The 21707-nt window shown below is 66.0% G+C and carries 28 protein-coding genes; 19 read left to right on the forward strand and 9 right to left on the reverse strand.

Features of this window, described 5'->3' with window-relative positions; all coding sequences use genetic code 11:
* Together Q0R23_RS12090 and Q0R23_RS12095 are read right to left on the reverse strand one after the other, a co-directional pair.
* Positions 1-960: NAD(P)H-dependent glycerol-3-phosphate dehydrogenase (locus Q0R23_RS12090; protein ID WP_293913368.1), on the reverse strand; the 960-nt coding region annotated here is incomplete at its 3' end.
* Complete coding sequence (locus tag Q0R23_RS12095; RefSeq protein WP_293913370.1) at positions 957-1862, reverse strand: class I SAM-dependent methyltransferase; 906 nt, start codon at positions 1860-1862, stop codon at positions 957-959. The genes Q0R23_RS12090 and Q0R23_RS12095, both read right to left, overlap by 4 nt.
* Before the next feature lie 123 nt (positions 1863-1985).
* On the opposite strand from Q0R23_RS12095, the gene Q0R23_RS12100 reads away from it, so the two are divergent.
* The 6 genes from Q0R23_RS12100 (at position 1986) to Q0R23_RS12125 (ending at position 6411) form a co-directional block, all read left to right on the forward strand.
* A complete protein-coding gene (locus tag Q0R23_RS12100; protein WP_293913372.1) occupies positions 1986-2522 on the forward strand; it encodes a hypothetical protein in 537 nt (178 codons plus the stop codon).
* A gap of 97 nt (positions 2523-2619) precedes the next feature.
* Positions 2620-3162, forward strand: coding sequence for a GNAT family protein (locus Q0R23_RS12105; protein WP_293913374.1), 543 nt, complete (start codon positions 2620-2622; stop codon positions 3160-3162).
* The gene (locus Q0R23_RS12110; protein WP_293913376.1) at positions 3159-3848 is read left to right on the forward strand and encodes an SMI1/KNR4 family protein; all 690 of its coding nucleotides are present in this window, start codon (positions 3159-3161) and stop codon (positions 3846-3848) included. Before Q0R23_RS12105 ends, Q0R23_RS12110 begins: the two co-directional genes overlap by 4 nt.
* A 75-nt stretch (positions 3849-3923) precedes the next feature.
* A complete protein-coding gene (gene mqnE / locus Q0R23_RS12115; RefSeq protein ID WP_293913378.1) occupies positions 3924-5054 on the forward strand; it encodes an aminofutalosine synthase MqnE in 1131 nt (376 codons plus the stop codon).
* Between the two features lie 59 nt (positions 5055-5113).
* Complete coding sequence (locus tag Q0R23_RS12120) at positions 5114-5554, forward strand: nuclear transport factor 2 family protein (protein ID WP_293913380.1); 441 nt, start codon at positions 5114-5116, stop codon at positions 5552-5554.
* Positions 5551-6411, forward strand: a complete 861-nt coding sequence (locus Q0R23_RS12125) for a menaquinone biosynthesis protein (protein ID WP_293913381.1) — start codon at positions 5551-5553, stop codon at positions 6409-6411. Before Q0R23_RS12120 ends, Q0R23_RS12125 begins: the two co-directional genes overlap by 4 nt.
* A 166-nt stretch (positions 6412-6577) precedes the next feature.
* On the opposite strand, the gene Q0R23_RS12130 is transcribed toward Q0R23_RS12125, so the two are convergent.
* Positions 6578-7483: an RluA family pseudouridine synthase gene (locus Q0R23_RS12130; protein ID WP_293913383.1), complete on the reverse strand. Its 906-nt coding sequence runs from the start codon at positions 7481-7483 to the stop codon at positions 6578-6580.
* 94 nt (positions 7484-7577) lie between these two features.
* Here Q0R23_RS12130 and Q0R23_RS12135 point away from each other — a divergent pair, with 94 nt between their 5' ends.
* From Q0R23_RS12135 to Q0R23_RS12155, 5 genes are all read left to right on the forward strand, one after another.
* The gene (locus tag Q0R23_RS12135; RefSeq protein ID WP_293913385.1) at positions 7578-8408 is read left to right on the forward strand and encodes a hypothetical protein; all 831 of its coding nucleotides are present in this window, start codon (positions 7578-7580) and stop codon (positions 8406-8408) included.
* A gap of 69 nt (positions 8409-8477) precedes the next feature.
* The gene (locus tag Q0R23_RS12140; protein WP_293913386.1) at positions 8478-8954 is read left to right on the forward strand and encodes a hypothetical protein; all 477 of its coding nucleotides are present in this window, start codon (positions 8478-8480) and stop codon (positions 8952-8954) included.
* Positions 8955-8980: 26 nt separating this feature from the next.
* Positions 8981-9454 carry a hypothetical protein gene (locus tag Q0R23_RS12145; RefSeq protein ID WP_293913387.1) on the forward strand — a complete coding sequence of 158 codons (474 nt, stop codon included), beginning with the start codon at positions 8981-8983 and terminating at the stop codon, positions 9452-9454.
* A gap of 113 nt (positions 9455-9567) precedes the next feature.
* On the forward strand, positions 9568-10497 hold the full coding sequence (yedA, locus tag Q0R23_RS12150; protein ID WP_293913388.1) for a drug/metabolite exporter YedA: 930 nt from the start codon (positions 9568-9570) through the stop codon (positions 10495-10497).
* Positions 10494-11054 carry an antibiotic biosynthesis monooxygenase gene (locus tag Q0R23_RS12155; RefSeq protein ID WP_293913390.1) on the forward strand — a complete coding sequence of 187 codons (561 nt, stop codon included), beginning with the start codon at positions 10494-10496 and terminating at the stop codon, positions 11052-11054. Before yedA ends, Q0R23_RS12155 begins: the two co-directional genes overlap by 4 nt.
* Positions 11055-11067: 13 nt before the next feature.
* Here the strand turns inward: Q0R23_RS12155 and Q0R23_RS12160 are convergent, their stop codons facing one another.
* Positions 11068-11355, reverse strand: a complete 288-nt coding sequence (locus tag Q0R23_RS12160; protein ID WP_293913392.1) for a YiaA/YiaB family inner membrane protein — start codon at positions 11353-11355, stop codon at positions 11068-11070.
* A 369-nt stretch (positions 11356-11724) separates the two neighbouring features.
* Here Q0R23_RS12160 and rpmH point away from each other — a divergent pair, with 369 nt between their 5' ends.
* The 6 genes from rpmH to Q0R23_RS12190 all read left to right on the forward strand — a co-directional run bounded on the left by rpmH (position 11725) and on the right by Q0R23_RS12190 (position 16265).
* On the forward strand, positions 11725-11868 hold the full coding sequence (rpmH, locus tag Q0R23_RS12165) for a 50S ribosomal protein L34 (RefSeq protein WP_293913394.1): 144 nt from the start codon (positions 11725-11727) through the stop codon (positions 11866-11868).
* Positions 11869-11880: 12 nt separating this feature from the next.
* Positions 11881-12306 carry a ribonuclease P protein component gene (gene rnpA, locus Q0R23_RS12170; RefSeq protein WP_293913396.1) on the forward strand — a complete coding sequence of 142 codons (426 nt, stop codon included), beginning with the start codon at positions 11881-11883 and terminating at the stop codon, positions 12304-12306.
* Complete coding sequence (gene yidD / locus Q0R23_RS12175; protein ID WP_293913398.1) at positions 12303-12566, forward strand: membrane protein insertion efficiency factor YidD; 264 nt, start codon at positions 12303-12305, stop codon at positions 12564-12566. The genes rnpA and yidD overlap by 4 nt, the downstream gene beginning before the upstream one ends.
* 283 nt (positions 12567-12849) lie before the next feature.
* On the forward strand, positions 12850-14739 hold the full coding sequence (gene yidC, locus Q0R23_RS12180; RefSeq protein ID WP_293913400.1) for a membrane protein insertase YidC: 1890 nt from the start codon (positions 12850-12852) through the stop codon (positions 14737-14739).
* A 231-nt stretch (positions 14740-14970) separates the two neighbouring features.
* Positions 14971-15687 carry a S4 domain-containing protein gene (locus Q0R23_RS12185; RefSeq protein ID WP_293913401.1) on the forward strand — a complete coding sequence of 239 codons (717 nt, stop codon included), beginning with the start codon at positions 14971-14973 and terminating at the stop codon, positions 15685-15687.
* 281 nt (positions 15688-15968) lie between these two features.
* Complete coding sequence (locus tag Q0R23_RS12190) at positions 15969-16265, forward strand: hypothetical protein (protein WP_293913402.1); 297 nt, start codon at positions 15969-15971, stop codon at positions 16263-16265.
* Positions 16266-16276: 11 nt separating this feature from the next.
* Here the strand turns inward: Q0R23_RS12190 and Q0R23_RS12195 are convergent, their stop codons facing one another.
* Genes Q0R23_RS12195 through Q0R23_RS12210 form a run of 4 tightly spaced genes read right to left on the reverse strand, consistent with a single transcriptional unit; the run spans position 16277 to position 18465 of the window.
* Positions 16277-16840 carry a DUF99 family protein gene (locus Q0R23_RS12195; protein ID WP_293913404.1) on the reverse strand — a complete coding sequence of 188 codons (564 nt, stop codon included), beginning with the start codon at positions 16838-16840 and terminating at the stop codon, positions 16277-16279.
* A gap of 5 nt (positions 16841-16845) precedes the next feature.
* Positions 16846-17244, reverse strand: a complete 399-nt coding sequence (locus Q0R23_RS12200; protein WP_366520431.1) for a thioesterase family protein — start codon at positions 17242-17244, stop codon at positions 16846-16848.
* A 19-nt stretch (positions 17245-17263) separates the two neighbouring features.
* Positions 17264-17548: a ribosome-binding factor A gene (locus Q0R23_RS12205; protein WP_293913407.1), complete on the reverse strand. Its 285-nt coding sequence runs from the start codon at positions 17546-17548 to the stop codon at positions 17264-17266.
* 44 nt (positions 17549-17592) lie between these two features.
* Positions 17593-18465, reverse strand: a complete 873-nt coding sequence (locus tag Q0R23_RS12210) for a 1,4-dihydroxy-6-naphthoate synthase (RefSeq protein ID WP_293913408.1) — start codon at positions 18463-18465, stop codon at positions 17593-17595.
* Positions 18466-18602: 137 nt separating this feature from the next.
* Between Q0R23_RS12210 and Q0R23_RS12215 the strand changes: the two genes are divergently transcribed.
* On the forward strand, positions 18603-18944 hold the full coding sequence (locus Q0R23_RS12215) for a DUF6174 domain-containing protein (RefSeq protein WP_293913410.1): 342 nt from the start codon (positions 18603-18605) through the stop codon (positions 18942-18944).
* A 168-nt stretch (positions 18945-19112) separates the two neighbouring features.
* The gene (locus Q0R23_RS12220; protein ID WP_293913412.1) at positions 19113-19655 is read left to right on the forward strand and encodes a DUF6174 domain-containing protein; all 543 of its coding nucleotides are present in this window, start codon (positions 19113-19115) and stop codon (positions 19653-19655) included.
* A 2-nt stretch (positions 19656-19657) separates the two neighbouring features.
* Here Q0R23_RS12220 and Q0R23_RS12225 read toward each other — a convergent pair whose 3' ends face one another.
* Positions 19658-20923 carry a hypothetical protein gene (locus Q0R23_RS12225; RefSeq protein ID WP_293913414.1) on the reverse strand — a complete coding sequence of 422 codons (1266 nt, stop codon included), beginning with the start codon at positions 20921-20923 and terminating at the stop codon, positions 19658-19660.
* Between the last annotated feature and the right edge of the window lie 784 nt (positions 20924-21707).

Raw genomic sequence — 21707 nt, forward strand, 5'->3', positions numbered from 1 at the left:
ATCGTCCTCCGGCCTGGCACCCCGGCTCATCAGGGCGCTCAGGGCCGCCTGGGCGGTGAGCTGGCCGCTCGCCACCGCCGCCACCCCCTGCACGATGGGCAACTCGAAGCCCTGCGCCTGTGCCCAGGCGGCCAGCAATCCGGCGGTGCGCAGGCCCTCAACCACCTTCTCACCCTGGGCGGTGGGTTCGCCGCGTGCCAGCGCCTCGCCCGCCGCCCGGTTGCGCGAATGCCTGCTGGTGGCGGTGGCGACCAGATCGCCCAGGCCGCTGAGGCCGTAGACGGTATCGGGCGCCGCACCCTGCGAGGCCAGATACCGCGCCATCTCGCGCAGGCCACGGGTCATCACGCTGGCGCGGGCGTTGTCGCCCAGGCGCAGGCCGTCGCCCAGGCCAGCGGCGACGGCCACCACGTTCTTGAGCACGCCGCCGAGTTCCACGCCCGGCACGTCGCTGCTGGTGTAGACCCGCAGGCTGGGGGTCATCAGCGCGTCCTGTACGGCGCGGGCCAGCTCGGCGTCCTGGCTGGCGACCACCGTGGCCGCAGGCAGGCCGCGCCCGATCTCCTCGGCGTGGTTGGGGCCGCTGAGCACCGCCAGGCGCGAAAACCCCAGACTGCTTGCCAGCACGCTCAGGCGCTCGCCGCCGGGTGCCAGCCCCTTGGCGCACAGCACCACCGCCAGGTCGCGGGGCAGCGCCGAGAGCAGCGCCTGCATCCCCACGCTGGGGACCGCCAGCAGCGCGGCGCCTGCACCGTCCAGGGCTCGCGTCAGATCGCTGGTGATCTCGATATTCTCAGGGAGAGGCACGCCCGGCAGGTAAGCGGTGTTGACCCGGCCCCGGCGCAGTTCGGCGGCCAGGTCCTCGCGCCGCGCCCACAGCTTCACTCCGGCCTGGTGGCCCGCCAGGCTGACGGCCAGCGCCGTGCCCCAGCCGCCCGCGCCGAGCACCGCCAGGTTCACGGCTGCCGTCCCGGTTCGGCACTGTCCAGTTCTGCACTGTCCAGTTCGGCACTGCCCAGGTCTGAATTCCCCAACTCCGGATGCACCGACTCTGGACGCACCGACTCCGGGCCGCGCCGGGCAAAGACCCAGACGCGGGACGAGTCAGGCGGCGGCGGCGCGTAATCGGGGTATTCCAGAATTTCCCAGCTCGCAAAACCGGCGCCGCGCAGCAGCGGTCCCAGGTCGGCGGGGTCGTAGCCGCGCTCAAAGTGCAACTCGGTGAATTCCTCGGCCAGCTCGGCGAGGTCGCTGTGCTCACCGGGAATCAGGCGGCAGAACGCCTGCACCACGCCCAGGTCACGCGCCGCGTCGTAGGTGTGCGACCAGTGGTAATGCACCTCGGCGCCGTCCGGCAGCGGCTCCACACCCTCGATGCTGTCGCCCTCCCAGAGCTCGCGCACGCCGGTGCGGGTATTGACATCGAAGGCCAGCAGTCCGCCGGGGTTCAGCGCCCGGTAAGCGCGGCTCAGTGCCCGGCCCAGGTCGCCGTCTCCCAACAGGTTGTTGTAGCTGTCGAACACGCAGCTCACCAGGTCGAAGGTGAGTGGGCCAGACCCGGACAATTCGGAGGTCAGCTCAAAGTCGCGCAGGTCGCCCGCTATAAATTTCACGTCCGGCAGGCGTTCGGCGGCCACGCGCAGCATCTCGGCGCTGCCGTCCAGCCCGGTGACGCCGATTCCGGCAGCGTGCAGCTCGCGGGTCAGCCCACCCGTGCCGCAGGCCAGGTCCAGCGCGGTGCGGATGTTCAGGCCCTGGTCGGTGGCGTAGCTGAGGATGAACTCGGCCCAGGCGTCATATTCGATATCGGCCATGATGGCGTCGTAAACGCGGGCCAGGGCCGTGAACGGGGCGTGTTGCACCCGCGCATGATACCTGGCCGGGCGAGTCGGCGCCGCCCTGCCGCTTCAGCAAGGCCCCGCTTCCCCGGCATGTCATCAGGTTTGCCCAGCGCACACCTCACGTTCGGCGGCTAGCATACGGCCATGATTTCGTTTCGTCCGGGCCTGGCCCTGATCGCCCTCACGCTCGCTCCGGCCCTGGCCCAGACCGCGCCTGCCGATCCTGGCAGCGTGCCGCTGGTGCGCGTCAAGGACGCCCGACTGCCGTTCACCGTCAGCCTGCCCAGAACCTGGGTCGGGGTCAACCTCAAAGACAACCTCGGCGGCGTGACCATCGTGAGCCGTGCGCAGGCCGGAGCGCCGCTGATGAGATTGCTGTTTTTGCCCAAGAACGGCAAGCTGCTCAACCTGGATACCGAATTCAGGAACTTCGAGGCCACCGTCAGGGAAGCCGGCGCCAGCCTCAAGCTGCAAAGCCAGCGCCCGGCCCGCTACGGCGGCGTGGCGGGCACCGAGCGGGTCTACGCCATCACCGGAGCCAAGCCCGGCGCCCTGAACATGCGGGTGTGGTTCGGCAACGGCGTGCGCAACTTCTACAGCTTCCAGCTCACCGCGCCCAGCGCCGAGTTCGCCAAAATCGACGCCCTGTTCGGCAAGGTGCTCGCCAGCGTGGCCTTCTGAACGTGGCCTGTTGAGCCTTGACGCAGCGCCCCGTCAGCTTCGGCCCTGACATCAGACGACCTCGCTTCACGTCAGGGGTACGCTCCATACTGCCTGCATGCACCATGACCTGCTGCTCACGCACGGCGCCTATCAGCTCCGCGCCCTGGTTGAAGCTGACACCCAGCACCTGCTGGCGCTGGCCGGGCGTCACGCCGCCGAGTACGTTCAGATGGGCGTTTCACCGACCCTGCCCGCCTTCTACGCGGACGCGCCCGACCAGATGCATTTCGTCTCGCTGGTGGGCGGCGAATATGCCGGAAGCACCCGCTACATGGAGCTGCGACCGGCCCACAGGCGTCTGGAGATCGGCAGCACCTGGCTGGCGCCCCCGTTCATGCGCACCGCCGCCAACCGCACCTTCAAGCTGCTGCAACTGACCCACGCCTTCGAGGTGATGGGGATGTGCCGGGTCGAGATCAAGACCGACCTGGTGAATGTCCGGTCTCAGATGGCGATTGCGGCCCTGGGCGCGGTGCGCGAAGGCGTACTCCGCAAGCACATGGTCCGCATGGACGGAAGTGCGCGCGACACGGTGATGTTCAGCATCACGGACGACGAATGGCCGGGGGTGAAGGCGAGACTGGAGAAGGGGAGATGACCGACGCAGATACTCCGCTGACCGACGTATTGGCACAGATCGACGCCTGGTATCTGGTGAACGTTCCGGCCATCCACGCCACGCTCCGCCCCGGAGTCACCGACGCCGAGCTGGACGCGCTGGAGCAGAAGACCAAGCTGAAATTGCCGGAAGCGTTTCGCACGCTGTACAAGTGGCACGACGGCGACGGAGGAGGGATTGCCTCGTTCGGGCTAGGGCTTGTGCGGCTGGCTCACGTACAGTTCGCCTGGAATACCTGGCAGGATGTCGCCGCCGACTGGCCCGAGGAACTCGACCTTGATGCCGGGTCGTTTCCAGCCGGGGCAATTCAGCAGCGCTACAGCACACCCGGTTGGCTCGGCTTTCTGGAGGATTGGGGTGGGAATTACGTGGGTGTGGATTTCAACCCTGGCCCTGCTGGAACCGTCGGGCAGGTCATCACCTTCGGGCGCGACGAGGAGAAGAAATACGTGCTGGCGAACTCGCTCGAAGACTTTCTGCGCGAGTACGAACGTCGTCTGAGCACAGGCCAGGCCAGCGTGGTGAAACTGGAAGGCTACGATCAGGAAACGCTGAGCATCCAGCTTCACGACAGCAGAGGCCGCCATACCGAGGGCTACCACGTCCTGGCCGATCTTTTCCCCGGTTTCGGCGCCGCCCCCGACGACCGCCGCCCCCGCCCTTAACCCACTCCCCACCTCCCACTCCCCACTGCCCCGATCTGGGACTTTTCCCCACCCCGCTGGGCGTAAACTACCTCCATGATTATCACCCGTGACCCCGCCCTCACGCCCGTCATCGCCAAGGTGCAAGCGGGCGAGCGGCTGAGCTTCGCCGAGGGTATGACGCTGTATCACACCCCCGATCTCAACGCCCTGATGAGATTGTCCAACCTCGTGCGCGAGCGGCTGCACGGCGACAAGACCTACTTCGTGCATTCGATGCGCCTGGAATTCACCAACATCTGCTACGTGGGCTGCACCTTCTGCGCCTTCGCCGCCCACAAGGGTGAGGACCGCGCCTGGGACTACGACGAGGCGGCGGTGGTCGAGCACGTCCGCAGCCGCTACGAACCGGGCCTCACTGAGCTGCACATGTCCAGCGGGCACCATCCCAACCGGCCCTGGAGCTTTTACCCCAATATGGTGCGGCAGCTCAAGGCCAACTTTCCCGACTTGCAGGTCAAGGCCTTCACCGCCGCCGAGATCGAGCACCTGAGCAAAATCAGTAAGAAACCGACCCTCGACGTGCTGCGCGAGCTGATGGAGGCGGGCCTGAGCGCCATGCCGGGCGGCGGCGCCGAGATCTTCGCGGACCGGGTGCGGCTTCAGGTCGCCAAGAATAAAGTGAAGGCCGACAAGTGGCTTCAGATTCACCGTGAGGCGCACGGGCTGGGCATGCGGACCAACGCCACCATGCTCTACGGCCACATCGAAACGCTGGAGGAGCGGCTGGACCACATGGACCGCCTGCGAAACTTGCAGTCTGAAACCGGCGGCTTCCACGCCTTCATCCCGCTGGCCTTTCAGCCGATGGGCAATTCATTAGCGCAGAACCTCGGCAAGACCGACTACACCACCGGCCTGGACGATCTGCGCAACCTGGCGGTCTCGCGCATCTACCTCGATAATTTTCCGCACATCAAGGGCTACTGGGTCATGATCGGCTCGGAGCTGACCCAGGTGAGCCTGGACTGGGGCGTCTCCGACGTGGACGGCACCATCGTAGAGGAGCACATCGCCCACGCTGCCGGGGCGACCAGTCCGCTGGGGCTGAGCAAGGCGCGGATGATCCGCATGATTCAGCAGGCCGGGCGCGTACCGGTGCTGCGCGACGCCTATTACAACGAACTGGAAGTTTACCCGGCGCGTTCAGATGTGGCCGCTGACTGATCTTGCTCGATTCGGGTTTGCGCTAAGGTGCGGGGCAGATGAGCGGAGGTGATCCATCCATGTCTTCCGGTGAACAGCCCCTGAATTCTCTGCTGTCCGGTGAATTCGGTCTGGACAGCCCCGCCGCTCAATATCTGCCCCCCACCATCGACGGTCTCGACGATTTCCTGACCCTCAACGCCGTGCTGATTCTCGACGACGCCTGGAACGCCGCCTACCAGGCCCGCAACGTCCACGCGCTCGCCGAGATTCTGGCGAACGATTGGACCGGGTTCCTGCCGGACGGCCAGGTGGTAGACAAGCGGACGCTGCTGATGGCGCTGGGCACCTACCCGGACGAGGCGCTGACCTTCACGCGCCACGCGGCCAGGCTCTACGGCGCGGTGGCGGTCACGCGCGGCAGCCTCGGTGTGGACGGCGTACACGTCCAGAGCTTCCTGCGCGTCTACGCCCGCTGGGGCAGCCAGTGGAAGGCCGTCTGCGTGCAGGTGGTGGCGTGAGCGAGCCCAAACAACCCTACCCCATCGGCCTGATCTACTACACCAACGTCGCCCCGATTCTCGATTACCTGGAGATACCGAGCGGCGTGGAGGTCATCAGGGGCGTGCCCACCGAGATGAACGCCGCGCTGCTGTCTGGCCGGGTCAACATGGCCAACATCAGCGGCGTGGAGTTTATTCGCAACGCCGACCGGCTCGCCGCCCTGCCCGACTTCTCGGTGAGCGTGCTGGGGCCGGTCTACAGCGTGAATCTGTTTCACCGCAGACCCTGGGCCGAGCTGCGCGGGGGCCGCATCGCCCTGACCGCCCAGAGTGCCACCAGCGTGGCCCTGCTCGAAGTGCTGCTGCGCGAAACCGGCGTGCAGGCCAAGCTGGAACGGGCGGAGGGCTCGGCCCTGGCCCTGCTGGACTCCGGCTACGACGGTGTGCTCCGCATCGGTGACGACGCTCTGCGCGAGTGGTACGAGGTCGTCGGTCCCATCGGCGAGGAGGTCAGCATGCTCGACCTGCCGCACGCCAGGCACGGCGTCACCGTCACCGACCTGGCCCAGCGCTGGTTCGGCCTGACCGGGCATCCCTTCGCCTTTGCCGTCTGGGCCTACCGCAAGGACGCGCCGCCGCCCCACGCGCTCCTCCAGGCCATGCGGGTCGCCCGGCGCCGGGGCATCGGCCATCTGGGTGAGGTAGCGCAGCGCCACGCCGCCCGTCTGGGACTGCCCGAACGGGTCGTGCAGCACTACCTCTGGAACTTCCGCTACCACCTGGAGGCGCCGGACCGCCTGGGCCTGAACGAGTTCGCCGATAAAGTGGCGCCCGGTCACGCGCCGCTGGAGTTCGGCAACGGGCAGGTGGGGTGAGTCAGCTCATCGTTGACCTTCGGTTGGACGAACATCCAGAACCTACCAGCTTGTCATGCTGAGCGCAGCGAAGGAGCTTATCTTCAGCGAGATCCTTCGCTGCGCTCAGCATGACCAGGATGTTCAGGCGAATGGAGTAAAAATATCCGAGTCCAGCACTTTCCCCTTACCCCGGCTCACTTCGTTCCAGCTCCGGCGGGGGCGGGGCGACCAGCTCCAGCGTCTGGCCACTGCCCGGATGCCGGAAGTGCAATCGGTGCGAGTGCAGCCAGTAGCCGCCGTCGCCGGGCAGGCCGGGCAGTTCTGAGAGCGGCAGGCCACCGACTCCGTAGAGCGGATCGCCGACGAGCGGGTGTCCGGCCCAGGCGAGGTGAATGCGAATCTGGTGCGGGCGCCCGGTGCGGATGTCCACCTCGAAGAGCGTCTGTACTTCGCGGCGCTCCAGCACCCGTGCCCGGCTGTGTGAGGGCTTGCCAGTCGGGCTGGCGGCCCAGACCTCGCCCAGACGCGGATGCGGCACCGGGCCAATCGCGGCGCGGATGTCGTACTCGTCCTGGTGGGCTCGCCCCTCACCCAGCGCCAGGTAGCGCTTGCCGACCTGATGCTCGCGCCAGGCTGCTGAGAGCGAGGCGGCGCTGGCTGGCGTGCGGGCGAACAGCACCAGCCCGGAGGTGCCGCGCCCCAGCCGGTGCAGGGGGCTGGCCTCCGGAAACTGCTGGCGCACCAGATGCAGCAGGGTATGGGTCAGAAAGCCGCCTCCCGGCAGCGTCGGCAGCCCACCCGGCTTGGCGACGGCCAGCAGCTCGGCGTCCTGGTGGAGCAGCCCAAAACGCAGCGGCACCATTTCCTCTTGCCAGGGCGGGCGTTGCCAGCTCACCGTCTGGCCGGGCCGGAGCCGTTCGCCGCCGCTGGCCCGCAGGCCGTTCACCGTCACTTCACCCAGGTCGAGCCGGGCCTGCCAGGTGCCGCTGTCCGAGTGGGCGTAGCGCCCGCTGAGGTAGTCCAGCACGCGCTGTCCCCGCTGGGCCGGGCCGATCTGCTCGCGGTAGGTGTAGCCGCCGTTCAGGGCCATTTTTGTAGCCTAGCGCAGCGCATGCTCACAAATCTGGGTCAAGCTGACTCAACGCTAAAGGGGACGCTCATGTCTGCCCGCTAGGATACGTGCCATGTCCAAAGCTCCCCACCTCAAGGTTGCGCTGGTCTGCGCCGCGCTGCTCACCTCCGGCCTGAGTGCGGCCCAGAGCGCCACGCCCGCCACCCCGGTGCCCGCTGCTGTCCCTGCTCCGGTGCCGTCCCCTGCGGCGCCCGCTGCTCCGCAAACCCCGGTGCGCCTGAGCGTGCCCAGCAACGCCGCCTCGGCCCTGGGCATCGAGGTCAGCGGCGTGGTGGGGGGCCGTCTGGTGGGCTGCCCACGGACCCTCAAGCTCAGCGCGGGCGCACTGTGTCTGTACGCCCAGAACACCGCCCCGGCGCTGCGGCCCCTCATTAAAACCAAGCTCGGCGCGCGGGCCGGTGAATGGAAGATGACGGGTCAGGCCAGCAGTCTGGCGGTCACCTCCGGCAAAACGCTGGCGCTGGTGCTGCTGGCCCAAATTTCGCCCAAGGAGACGCTGGTGGTGGTGGATACCCCCGCTCCGGTGGCCGCCCAGAGTGCTGGCAAGCGCCCCGCTACCCCGGCGGGCGTCGTCAAGGGTGAGCTGTACCTGCTCGGCAGCGACCTCAAGGGCCTGGTCAACGTCACGGCCCTGAGCGGGGGCCAGTTCAAGTTGGAGCGCAGCGGTCAGCAGCCCCTGACCGTCACGGCGGGCAAGACCGGCGCCAGCTCAGGCACCAGCGGCAGCGTCGAACTGCCGCTGGCGCCCGCCTCGGACGGCAGGAACCTGCTGCTGCCCTTTTCGGCGCTGGGCGCCCTGGGCTGCACGTCCACGCCCAACGGCAAGGTGCTGACGGTGGCCTGCGGGGCTGGCAGCGTGGGCGTCAAGCCGATTGTGTTCTGAGCCTAAATTAAGCTAATCTGAAACATATTTGGCCCAGTGTCGGCATACGTTTTTTAATGGAGGATCAGCGTGCAAACTCCATCCAGACGAACTCAGCTCAGCGTTGTTCTGTTGACGGCTTTGCCCCTCTTTCTGAGCGGGTGCATCATAGGAGGCATCCCATCCCCCGCTCCCTCGTCTCTGAGCATTGATTACCGTGGAAACGGCGTTTGCACAAAGGTAAAGTTGACGACAGGGAAATCTGAACTCGGTGGTAGTCTTGTCTATAAATCGGGCGATGAATATATCACTGTCGGCAAATTTCAATATTTTGAAGCGAATGAAGCTACACTAGATCACGATGATATTTATTCCGGCGTCGGCATATTTGTAGACGCAGCCATGATTCTTGACTTGAAGCTACAATGTTTTAATGGACTCGAAGCGAAAAGTGTCTATGTATTCAACTCCGTAACAGTGACGAGTAAAGAATATAGGCTTACTGTTGATGGCGACGGCAGTGCGGATTCTGGTTTAAAAGTGGCATTTGCTCTGAATAAAGATTGAAGGCGAAGATCTGAGGTGGTGAAACTATGATTAGGCCAGCTTACTTTGCAATTTTGCTCTGTCTAACGCTCTCCTTAACAGCGTGCCCCGGCAATCCGCCGCCGCCCAGCCCCTCGCAGGTCATCATCGACACCTACGTATCCGGTATATGCGATCAGGTGTTGTTGAGCGCACCGGAAAAGAGTGTGACCGGAATTTTGACCGTCTACGCCGAGGGTCAACGTCGCGAAGTGGGCCGGTTTAGCTTTGCCGCAGGTGGCAATCCCAATACCGCAGTGCTGGCTGGCAGGGACAGTTATCTGGGTCTAGACGCTTATCGCAATGGGCGGCTGACGTTGACCTTTCAGTGCCTCAAGGACGGTGTCAGCGCTCCTGGTCTCACCTATCAGGGCGACGCCGGGGAGGGGCTCATTCATACCGTGCAGATCGAGAACGATTCCTCGGCACCATCTGGATTGCGGCTCAACGTCGTTTCACGAGTGTTTTTCAACAACTACTGACGTTGACGTTTTTCGGGGCGGAGCCATCACCGGCTTCCGCCCCGCTGCTTTGTGCGCCTGGCCCGGCACTGCGCCTGCCCCAGCCTCTAGCATGACCCGGTGACGTTCCCTTCATGACCACCAAACTCGCGCCCGCCGCCCCAACCTCCACCCCGTTGCTGATCCTGCTCTCGCTGCTGACGGTCTATCTGGTGTGGGGCAGCACCTACTACGCCATCCGGGTCGCCATTGGCAGCATTCCGCCGATGGGGATGCTGGGCCTGCGCTTCCTGGTCGCCGGGGTGATTTTGTACGCCGTGCTGCGGCTGCGCGGGGTGGCGGCCCCCACCCGCCAGGGCTGGCGCCTGAGCGGCGTGATCGGCCTGCTGATGCTGTTCGGCGGCACCGGCCTGGTCACGCTGGCCGAGCGTGAGGCCAGCAGTTCGGTGGCGGCCATGATGATCGCCGTCAGCCCGCTGTTCGCCGCGCTGATCGGGCGCTTCTGGGGCGAACAGACCGGCGGGCGCGAGTGGCTGGGCATCGGGGTCGGGCTGATCGGCATTGTGCTGCTGAACGTCTCCGAGCTGCACGCCACGCCGCTGGCCGCCGCTTTGCTGCTGCTCGCCCCGCTGTGCTGGACCTTCGGCAGCCAGTGGTCGCGCCACCTGCCGCTGCCCGGTGGCCTGATGAACAGCGCCGCCCAGATGGTGCTCGGCGGCGGCTTCATGCTGCTGCTGAGTGCGCTGCTGCGCGAGCCCTGGCGCACGCCCACCCCGGCCAGCCTGTGGGCGCTGCTGTACCTCACCAGTGTCGGCAGTCTGCTGGCCTACAGCGCCTACACCTACCTGGTGATGCACACCAGAGCGGTCCTGGCGACCAGCTACGCCTACGTCAATCCGCTGGTGGCCGTGCTGATCGGCGTCGGAATCGGCGGCGAACACCTGGGCACCCTCGGCTACCTGGCGCTGGTCATCATCGTCGGCGGCGTGGGCCTGATGACCTGGCCGCGCAAGCCTGCTCCAGTTCAGACCAGTCCAGAACAAACCGGTCCAGAGCGCACATGAGCGAGCAGCAGGCCGATCCGGTCACCCTCACGCTGCGCCGCCGCCCGCGCCAGGGTCAGGAAGCCGCCTTTGAAACCAGCCTGCGCGAGCTGGTCGGGCTGCTGGAGAGCGCGTCGGGCCACCGGGGCATCGGCGTGGTGCGCCCGGTGCCGGGTGGGCGCGACTACACCATCATGGCCCGCTTCGGCAGCGCCGAGGCTGCCGCCGCCTGGCAGCATTCCCCCGTGCGGGCCGAGTGGCTGGGCCGCGTGGCCCCCATCACCGACTTCGAAACGCCCATCGAGCAGCAGCCGGGCCTGGAATTCTGGTTCACGCCGCCCGGCAGCCCGCTGCTGCGCCAGCCCAGGCGCTGGAAGATGACCCTGCTGACCCTGGCGACCCTCTACCCGATCAGCCTGAGTTTTGCCGCGCTGGTGGCGCCTGGGCTCGGTCACTGGCCGCTGCCGCTGCGAACCCTGCTGAGCGCCGCCATCGTCGTGCTGGTGATGACCTACACCGCCATGCCGCTGGTCACCCGGCTGTGTGCGCCCTGGCTGCGGGCGGGCGACGAGGGCTGAGCCCAGTAGCCGCTCAGCTTTTGTCGAACTGGCTGAGCACCTGCTCGGTGCGGGCGTTCTTGACCCGGTTGACGAACCTGGTGTATTCATGCTTGTCGCGCAGGCTCTTGGAGAGCGTCAGGGTGCTGGCCGTCAGGAATAGGGTGCCCATGTAGAGGTAGCCGCGAATCCACCAGTCGACGGGCAAAAACCAGATGCCCCCCAGCATCAGGCTGATACTGGTGATGAACGAGATCCAGATAAACGACGACCACGACGCGGAGTCTCCGAGCAGATCAGGGTTGGTATACGGTGCGGACATGCTTCACCTCGTAAGTGGGAGGGCGGCGGCTAACGTGAGCCTCGCCACAAGCGTACATCAGAGGGTGACAAAATGTCAGTAGGGAGGAAGCGGGTGATGGGGGCGTCCGGCGGGGGTAGCAGCTTGCATGGCGCGGCCTGAATGGGCTTGGGCTGCCATCCGGGTTGGGTTCAACCACTGTCTCAATCCCGCGCTGACCCGCGCCCACCAGGTGTGCCTTGCCCCCATTTCACTCCTTCCCCCCCTGTGCTACACTCCCCTAGTTTGCCCATAAACGGGCGAGTTGTGCTGTCTGGCAAGTTGAGGGCCAGCAGTCAGTTCAGCCGAGTTCAGTTCAGCCGAGTCGTTCAGCCGAGTGAGGAGAAGTCCATGAAGCGTACCTACCAACCCAACAACCGCAAGCGCGCCAAGACCCACGGCTTCCGCGCCCGCATGAAGACGGCCAATGGCCGCGCCGTGCTGGCCCGTCGCCGCGCCAAGGGTCGCCACCAGCTCACCGTTTCCGACGAATAAGCTCACCCGCTTATGTCGACGCAGAGCGCCACCGCTCCGGCAACTCGCCTTGTGGTGGCGCTCACGTCTCTGCGGGGCGAGAAGGAGTTTCGCAAGGTCCGCGCCCACGGTCAGGTGGTGCGCGGGCCGCTGTTTACCCTGCGCGTCACCGATTACCGCCCCCGTTACGGTGAGGTCTGGCTTCCCCGCGCCATCATCGGGATCGTGGTGCCCAAGAAGACCCTCAAGCTGGCGGTCAAGCGCAACCGGGTGCGGCGCCGGATTCGTGAGGCGCTGCGGACCCTGCCCACGCTGCCCGCCTGCCGGGCCACCATCTACCCCACGCCTGCGGTGCTGAGCGTGCCGTTCGCCGAGTTGCAGTCGGCGCTGGGCAGGGCGCTGGCGGGCGATTTCAAGGCCAGAAAGAAGAAGCCGGGCGTCCCCAGAGCCAGCTCGTGAGCGCCCCGGCGAGGGTTCTCGTGCTGGCCGTGCGCGGCTATCAGCGCCGCCTCTCGCCGCTCAAGGGGACACCGACCTGCCGCTTTACCCCCACTTGCAGCCAGTACGCCCTGGAGGCCATCGAGCGGCACGGGGCGCTCAAGGGGGCCTGGCTGGCGACCTGGCGAATCGCCCGCTGCCAGCCGCTCAACAAGGGCGGCTTCGACCCGGTGCCGGAGCACTTTCCGGGGCGGCTGAGGCCCGGCAAACCAGGCGCCTAAGTATGTCCTTGCTAACATTTCGGGCTTCCGCAAACAGCGCTTCATCCCTCCACTCCCGCCAGGACATACTTTCTTCCTCACTCGCTCTTCGTCGTGAACGGACGCGCCTGGGCACGCCACTCCTCCCGCTCGGTAAAGCTAAAGCTTTACAAGGAGATACTTAGCTCGCTGTACTCACCTCCGGGGCAACTGCACCCCGGCTCTCACCGTATGGTGTAGGGACCCGCCAGCGCCCGCCGCCCCCCACCTTCCGGTACCCAGAGGCCCATACACAGTGAACCCTATGACCAAGCCCCCGCGCCCCGGCGCCCGCAAATGGATTCTCGGCTCGACCCTCGGCTTGCTGGCACTGCTGCTCTCCGGCTGTGGTGTCGGGCAGCCCGGCCAGTTCGGGCACGTGCTGCAAGCCGGTTGGATTCAGGCCGACTTCGACGGCGACAAGAAACCCGACCTGATCGCCCAGACCAACCTCGCCGACATCGCCTTCAACTCGCAGGGCGAGATCATCGGCTGGTACGTCAAGGTCAACCCCGGCTCGCAGCTCGTCAAGCAGGGCCAGGGCGGCAGCTATAACTTCGACGGGCTCAAGGGCTCGCTGGTCACCAACCTGCTCGGCGTCAAGAACGGCCCCGACAACAAGCCGCTGCTGGTCAGTGGGCGCAAGGGCCTGGAAGTGGTGCTGGGCGGCGCGGACGCCTCGGCAACCCGGCAGGTCCAGCCGCCCACAACCAAAACCGAACTGGGTCAAAACCGCCTGAGCGCCGTGTTCATCTACACCCAGGGCGGCGCCACCGTCACCAAGACGGTGGTGGTGCATCCCCGGCAGTTCACCATTCAGGCCGACGTGAACGTGGCGGGCGCGGCCACCTACAAACTCAACTTCGCGGGCCTGGCGCGTGAGGGCGACCCCGCCATCAAGGCGCTGCCGTCGGGCGCGGCCACGCCCGTTCTGAATGCGGGCACCACCGAGAAGGTCAGCTACGCCGCGATTCAGTCGCCCGCCGCCGGACTGTTTCACAACTCGCAGACCAGCGCCGCGCTGCTGATTCGCCCGCAACAGGGCGGTCAGGGCGGCGCAGGTGCGGGCGCTTCCATAACCAACGCTGCGGCAGCCCAGACCCCAGCAGCCCAGACCCCAGCAGCCCAGACTCCCTTCAGCGTCACCACCCTGGGCGGCGCCAATGCCAGCCTCAGCGTGAACGCCACCGGGCCGCTGGCGTTGGATATCTACGGCGGCAAAAACGAGCTGATCCACTTGTACCAGGGCGGCTACACCGAGTTGCCGGGCGTGTTCGCGCCGAACATCTTCGGCTACATCAGCCTGTATATCGCCAAGTTCATGGCCTGGCTGTATTCGTTCCTGGGCAACTGGGGCCTGACCATCCTGGTGTTGACGGTGGTGCTCAGGCTGGTGATCTGGCCGCTGATGCAGGCGCAGGGCCGCACCACCGCCAAGATGCAGATGGTCCAGCCGCTGCAAAAAGAGTTGCAGGCCAGGTACAAAGACGACCCCGCCAAGCTCCAGGCCGAGACCATGCGCCTGTACCGCGAGTACGAGGTCAACCCGGTCGGCTGCCTGAGCATGTTCATTCCGCTGCCGATTCTGGTGGTCCTCTACGGCACCATCCGCAACTTCGAGTTCGATCAGGGCCTGGGCTGGCTGCCCGACCTGTCCATCCCTGATCCGTTCTGGATTCTGGGCGTGCTGTACGTGGCCGCCAATATCTTGCAGCTCTATGTTTCGACCCGCAAGGCGCCGCAGATGTTTCGCCAGCAGGCCGTGATGTACCTGTTTTTCGCCTACTTCGCCCTGACCTTCCCGGCGGGCGTGACGCTCTACTGGATCATCGGCACGCTGATCGGCACTGGCCAGCAGTACCTGATCAACAAGCAGGTCGAGACCCAGATGTCCACCGGCCTCCAGAAAGTCGAGAAGAAGCTGGCGACGGGCGGCGCAGGTGCGGCGGGCGGCAAGGTCAACATGACCAAGGGGACCACCGCCAAGGTCGGTACGGCGAAGGTCAGCATGGCCAAAACGGTCACGGTGGAGCCCAGCGGCAAGCCCAGCAAGGCCGCCGCACCTGTCAAGCCCGGTTTCCGCGCCGTGCTGGAAGCCGCCGCCAAACAGGCCGCCGAGCAGCAGCGGCTCCAGCAGGACAAGAAGAAGAGCTGAGCTGGGATGTGGGGCGCGGCTGCGCTGGTGGGGAGTGGGCAAAGACCAAGGTCTAGAGCAGATGTCATAAAAAGACCCTTTTTATGACCGAGCGGAGCGAGTAGTGTTGACTGAGCAAGGCGCAGAATGGAGGCGCTGGGAGGCTGTTTTCCTCGTGGCGTAATCCGGAGTACTGCTCTGATCCACTCCCCGCTTTCTCGTTGCCATTTGGTCCGCGCTATCCTGCTCCACATGACTCAGAAGCAGACCCCGCCGCCCGCTTTCAAGCTCCAGACCCTCGTCGCCCAGGCGGCGGGCGGGCGGGTGGTTCGCAGCGCCTTTATCGAGGCCGACTCGATTGACCGGCGACTGCTGCACAACGACGAGATTGGGTCCCTGATCGCGGGCGGCTTCCCCGACGCCCGGCGCGTGATTCTGACACTGCATCCGGCCCATGTTCCCAGCGTGGACAGCGGCGTGAGCGTGTTTCGCGTGACCTCCCAGACGCCCGGCTGGGACCTCCAGGACTTCGCTGTGGCCCTGCGCCGGGCCGAGTTGCCCGAAGACGGCCTCGGCGACGTGCGCGAGGAGCGCGGCACCTTCCTGGTCGCCGCCACCGGCAAGGCCGCCAGGGAACTCGCTGGGCTGACCGTGCTGGGCGGGCGCGAGGTGGATGTGGAGGACATCGGCGAGAGTGCCGGGCGGGGCGCCAAGGTCCGCGAGGTCGTGGTGCCGAGCATGCGCATCGACGTGGTGGGCGCCAAGGGCTTCGGGGTGAGCCGCGCCTACTTCCAGCAGGGCGTGGAAACCGGCAAGGTCAGATTGAATGGCCAGGTCGCCCGCGCCAGCGCCGAGATCCGGGAAGGCGACAGTCTGGCCGCCGAGGGGTTAGGCCGCATCGACTTCAAGCGCGTGGTGAACGAAACGAGACGCGGGAACTATAAAGTGGAGCTGAATGTAGAAAAGTAAAGACGTGACAAACGAAGAGCGTGATCTCGAAACAGTGCGCGTTCTGCTGCGTGAGGTCTGGAGTGGCCAGACACCCAAACAGGCCGCCGAGCGCTGGCACCGCCGCGTGGACACCTCGGCTGCGCGGGCCGGGCAGGAGCTTCAGGCCCTATTCTCGCTGCTGGGTTCCTCGCCGGACGTACCCGTGGCGCTGGCGGAAGAACTGCGACTCCTGTCAGGCGGGGTTGCGGAACTCGGTCCCCTGGACTGGCTGAACCAGGTTTTTTTACGACTTCCGGGAAGTGTATTTCGCCTCCGCCGAGCGCTCGAAGCACTTGGAACTCTTCCGCGAGTTCGTGGAGGCCGTCTGGCGCAACCGTACACCGGAAGAAGCCCGTCAGCGCTGGCGGGAGTTGAAACGCTCGGCTGCCGCCCTGGAGGCGCTGCGGGCGCTGGCTTATCTGGCGTCGTCCCCGCCGCCGCACCTGGCCGGAATCATCGCCGCTGCCGGTGGGCCGAAGCTCGCCCAAAGCGCTGCTCTGCCCTGGCTGATCAGTCTCGAACGGGAGTACCGAGAGGTCTACGCCGAGCTGGGCTGAGGTGACCATCATCACGTCCGCCCCCGGCTGTGCCCCGTGCCCACGCCGCCCGCGATCAGGTGCGCCGACCTGAGCGGCTCCGGAATGTTGCCGGTCAGCGTCAGGTGATGCAGCGCCACGCCCGCGTCCTTCTCGCTGATGTTCACCCGCTGGACCCAGACCTCGCGCAGCGGCTCCATCGGTCCTAACTTCTCAATCAATTTCCACTTGCGTTTGCCACCCGGCACCTGCTCCAGCAAGGCGGCGCGGATGCGGTCCATGTTCGGCTCGCGGCGGGCGACGATCAGCACCGGCAACCTTGTAACCTCGCTCAGTTGGTAGGCGTCCACCACGTTGAAGCCTGCCAGCGCCACGCCCTGCAATAAAATCAGGTGCAGGTGGGGCCGGAACAGCGACTCGCCGGTCAGCCGGGCCAGCTCGGAGGTCGAGTTGCGCCCGTCGCGCCGCACCTTGCCCGACACGACGCCGTGCAGCGTGGTCCTGGCCCAGACGGTGCCGATGATCCGCACGTCGCCCCGGTGCTGGCGCCCAAACGGAACGTCGTCGAAGCCGATGGCGTGGGTGAAGGCGGGCATGACCGTTACTCGCCGCGCAGCAGCCGCATCACTTCGTCCGGAATACGGGCGACGCGGTAGTTTTTGTCGGTGTTGACATGGTGGGTGCTGCCGAAAGCGATCAAGGTTTCACCGCGCCGGAGCACGTACTCGAACATCACGGCCCGCGACTGCACGGCTCCGATACTGGTATGCAGCGTCAGCAGCTCGTCGTAGCGGGCGGCGGCGCGGTACGAGACTTCCAGCTTGGAGAGCATGAAGAAAAAGCCCTGCGCCTCGACCTCGGTGTACGGCAAGCCCAGCGAGCGCATCAGGTCGCTGCGGCCCACCTCGAACCAGATCGGGTAATTGGCGTGGTGGGCGACGGCCATCGCGTCGGTTTCGGCGTACCGCACCCGAATTTCTGTCTGGAGGCTGGGCGTCACCCCCCGAACTCCAACCGAGCTACCACTTGCGGTCATCGGCGGCGTAGAAGTCCAGCAGTGGCGTGCGGCGCAGCTTGACCACGCTGGCGACCTCGCGCTGAAGGTGGCCACGGGCGTTGTGCAGGGCGTCGAGTAGCGGCTGCATCTCGCCCATCGACGAGACGTAAACGCGGGCCTGGGCGAAATCGGGCGTCAGGCTGACACTCTCGACGGTGACGATCATCGGTACGCGGGGATCGCTGAGGCCCCCGATGGCGTCAGTGAGCACCCGCACGAGCTGGGCTTCGACCTGTTGCGGTTTCATGCCGCCATGTTAGGGCATCTGTCCAATCCCGTCTCAGGCTGGCCTCACGGTAACGCGGCCACGAACAGCGGCAACCCGGTGTCCGGCGCCGCGCCCGCCGCCACGGCCCGGCGGTGCAATTCGCGCACGGCCCGCTCACCCTCGTCCCCCAGGTCCAGGCTCATGGCGTTGACGTAGAGGTCGATGTGCGCCTGCATCACGGCCTCGTCCATCTCCAGCGCGTGACGGCGGATGTAGGCTCTGGGCTCGTCGGGGTGGGCGTAGGCGTAGTCCAGGCTGGCCCGCACCGCCTGATTCAGCGCCCACTGCGTCGCCGGGTCCAGCCCTCGGCGCACCAGGATGGCGCCCAGCGGCAGCGGCAGGCCGGTCTCCGTTTCCCACCACTCTCCCAGGTCCATGAGCTTGATCAGCCCGTGCTGCGGATAGGTGAAGCGCGACTCGTGGATAATCAGCCCGGCGTGGACCGGCTCGCCCGCGTACTCGCCGCGCTGCACGGCGGGCATCACCTCGTCGTAGCGCACCCGGATCACGTTCACGTCGGGGTAGACGATCCTCAGCAGCAGCTCGGCGGTGGTCAGTGCGCCAGGGGAGAGGACGGTCTTGCCGTTCAGGTCACCTTGCTCCGACCCATCAGCGGTTGGACGGGCCACGATCAGCGGCCCCACGCCGCGTCCCAGGGCTCCGCCGCTGCGCAGGGCCACGTACTCGTCCATCACCGAGAAGTAGGCCCGGTAGCTGATCTTGGTCATCGGCAGCTTGCCCGCGCGCGCCCATTCGTTGAGGGTCTGCACGTCTTCGAGCACCTCTCGCACGGGCACCGGCGCCGCCACCTTGCCATGCGCCAGCGCGTAAAAAATGAAGGTGTCGTTCGGGCAAAACGAGTAGCCCAGATCGAGCGGGGCGGATGCGGTGGTCATGTGCTCAGGCTACGCCGGGCGCGACGACAAGTGTGCAGGTCAGCGCCGCGCCAGATACACTGTCACTATGCCCACCTTTCTTCGGTGCCCGGCGTTGGTCCTTGGGTTACTCGGTTGTCTCTCAGGTGAAGCCGGAGGTGAAAGCAACCCCCTGTCAACCGTCATATATCCAGCCCGATATCGTCGCCCTCAACAGCAAACTGGCGGCGGCCCGGCAGCGCTGGAAATCGGCGGGCATTCAAACGTACAGCTATCAGATTTTTCGGTCTGCTCCGCCCGGCCCATTCCTTTCAGCAAAAATCACGGTCACCGACAGTAAGGTGAGCCGAGTGGAGAAAGCTGCCTATTATCCAGCGAATATCATCATAGAAGAAGGCAAGACGATTGATGACCACTTCGGTGACATCGAGCAAGACATCGCCTGGGTGCAGACCGCTCCCTGCCCGTTCCTCGATGTGGACTATGACTGTGGACTATGACTTGGTGGACGGTCATCCGAAGGACAGTGGCGGGGGTATCGCCCTACTGGGGGTAGCTGATGGCTTCGGTGGTTGGAGCATTGCGAATTTCAGCAAATTGGAGAACCCTCCGGTCCCCTGAAGGTCTTTTATCAGCCGAGCATCATCCACCACCGTTAGGGTCAGGTCATGACAGCGCTACGCCTCCTCCTGACCGTACCGATCCTTCTCACCTCGTTCTCGCTGGCAGGCGGCGCCGGACCCCGGCTTATTCCCACGCTACCTACGCTGCCCGGCGCTCAGCCGGTCTCTGGCAGCCGCTGCGTCCCCGGCTTCGTCCAGCCCTCGCCCGCCGCGCTCGCCCGCGACCTGGCCGCCGCCAGGAGGCGCTGGAGCGCGTCCGGCATCCGCGCCTACAGCTTTGATTTCGATCAGATCGCCCAGCCGGTGAGGTTTCCCAAGACGCGCATCACCGTCGGCGTGGGCGGCAAAGTCAGCCTCACGGAGTCGGTGCCGGGCGGCGCCTCGCCGTACGCGGCCACGGCCACCGTCGAAAAACTCTTCGAGTTCGTTCAGCAGGGCGTCGCCTACGCCCGCCGCGAGCCCTGCTCCGAACTGGGGGTCCGTTACGCCCGCGAAGGTTATCCGCTGAGCTACGCCAGTGAACTGAGATTGGTCAACATCGCCGACGGCGGCGCGAGCTTCACGGTCAGCCGGTTCACGCGCCGTTGAACTCAGGCGCTGAGGTCATTCGGGGCCAATTCTGCCGGGGCCAATTCTGCCGGGGTGAGCGGCTCGCGCAGCAGTTGCCCGAAGGTCACGGCGCCGCGCTCCAGCGCTTCCCGAATCAGCTTGCCCCCCGCGCTGTAATTGAAGATGTACGCCCGGAAGGTCGGCTGTGAGATGAAGGCCAGGCGTTTGCGCGCCCGCGCCTCGCTGCTGGCGTTGTAATGGCGCAAAAAGTCCAGCACCTCGCGCTCCGGGGCGCCGCCCTCGTGCAGCATCAGCGCCGCCTGGCCGGAAACGCCGCTCAGCCCCTCGTGGGCACGGGCCAGCCGGAGCGCCGCCTCCACGGCCTCCGGGTCGATGTGCGCCAGGGTCGCCAGCTCGCCGCGCAGCCACTCGCCGACTTCGGCGGGCGTCATCACGGCACTCAGCGCGTTCACGGCGACGCCCTCGCTGACCAGGCACTCCGGGGCGTTGATGAGCTGGACGCTGTGCTCGAACCAGCCGAATTCGCGCACCAGTCGGGCTTCCTTGGTGGCGTGCTCGGTGTGGTGGCCGGGGTAGCCCTCGTGGGCCATCAGGTCCGGCAGGCCGGTCAGGCAGATCGGCAGATCGGTGTTGATGTCGATGCGGCTGCGCAGGTTGCCCAGCGGCCAGTTGTAGCCGCTCCAGGGTTGCCCGGTCACCAACTCGGTGCTGAAGTCTTCACCGCCCGGCAGTCCAAAACGCTGGTCCGTGCGGCGGCGTAGCTCTGCCAGAATCGGCGCCGTGACGCGCAGCAGCTCGGCAGGTGGCACCGTGACCCGCCTTCGCACGGCTTCCTCTCGCTCACTCAGGTCGCCGTGGCCGGGCAGGGCGGCGTCCAGCTCGGCGCGGGCAGCGTCCAGGCTGGAGCGCTCCGTGCGCAGCGGTTCCGTACCGTAGAGGCCACGCACCTCCTCGGCGTAAGGGAGTTGTTCGCCGCCCAGGATGCGGCACAGCACGTCCATGGCGCCCAGTTGCGCCAGCAGGAACCCCCGGCGCGGCGCGGGCAGCTCGGCGCCTCGCACATCTGCAACCTGCACATCCGCAATCAGCCGCTGGACCTCGGTGCGCATCTCGCTCAGCGGGCGCAGGCTCCGGTCCGCGAGTTCGGCGGGACCACCGTAGCCGTCGATATAGCCGGGCGAGTGCGCGTCCAGGGCGTGGGCGAGCCGGATGTAGCGCTGGGCGATGGCGTCCGGCTGGGCGGCGCGGGTCGGCTGGGCAGGCGAAGGCTGGGCATCAGGCGTCATTGGGGCGCAGCATAGAGCAGCAGCATGGAGCAGCGGCATAGAGCAGCGGCATGGAGCAGTTGTCTCAGCAACGCTGATGAAGAGCCGGTTTCGCCCAAGCTCCAGAGCAGCCCAAGCCCCAGAGCAGCAGCGTCTACCTGGCCCGGAACGCCGCGCTGGGCGCCGTGTGCGGGCAGGAAAGCCTGCCGGTGCCGCTGCACGTTTGCAATGCCTCCACCGGCCTGATGCGGGCCTAGGGCTACGGCGAGAAACTAGGGCCACGGCCAGAAGCACGTCAACTCCCCTGGTGATCCGCAGGGCAGCGTTGCCCAGGCGTCTCTGCCGCCGGGTGTACACCTGACGCTGTATAGCCCGCATCCAGGAGGCTGGGAGCGCAGTGTTCGGCAACGCTGGAACCGGCTGCGATACCTCCACGCCCAGGGCACCCCAGACGCCTGAGGGGGCGCATGAGAAGGGCTTGAACTATCCTTCATGCGTCTTAAAGGTGGGCGTCAGCTTGGGCAGAAATGAGTTCTGGTGCCGCTTTGGCCCAGACAGATGCGAAAGATGAAATCTCCGCACATGAACGCACTCTGCGCCCTCCCGACAGCTCGTCAGTAAAGCCCTTCTCATGAGCGCCCAGAGGCAAAAATCCGTGCTGTAGCGGGGTTTTTCGTGTTGACACTGCCTACATGGCTCCGTATACTCAACTAAGGATTCACATTCTTGCCGGAGATGTGGGGCGCGTGAGTACTAAGGAGGCCGTATGGGAGCAGGAAACTCGGCAACTGGCTCGCATGCCACT

It is taken from the genome of Deinococcus sp. (assembly GCF_025362455.1).
Lineage (GTDB): Bacteria > Deinococcota > Deinococci > Deinococcales > Deinococcaceae > Deinococcus.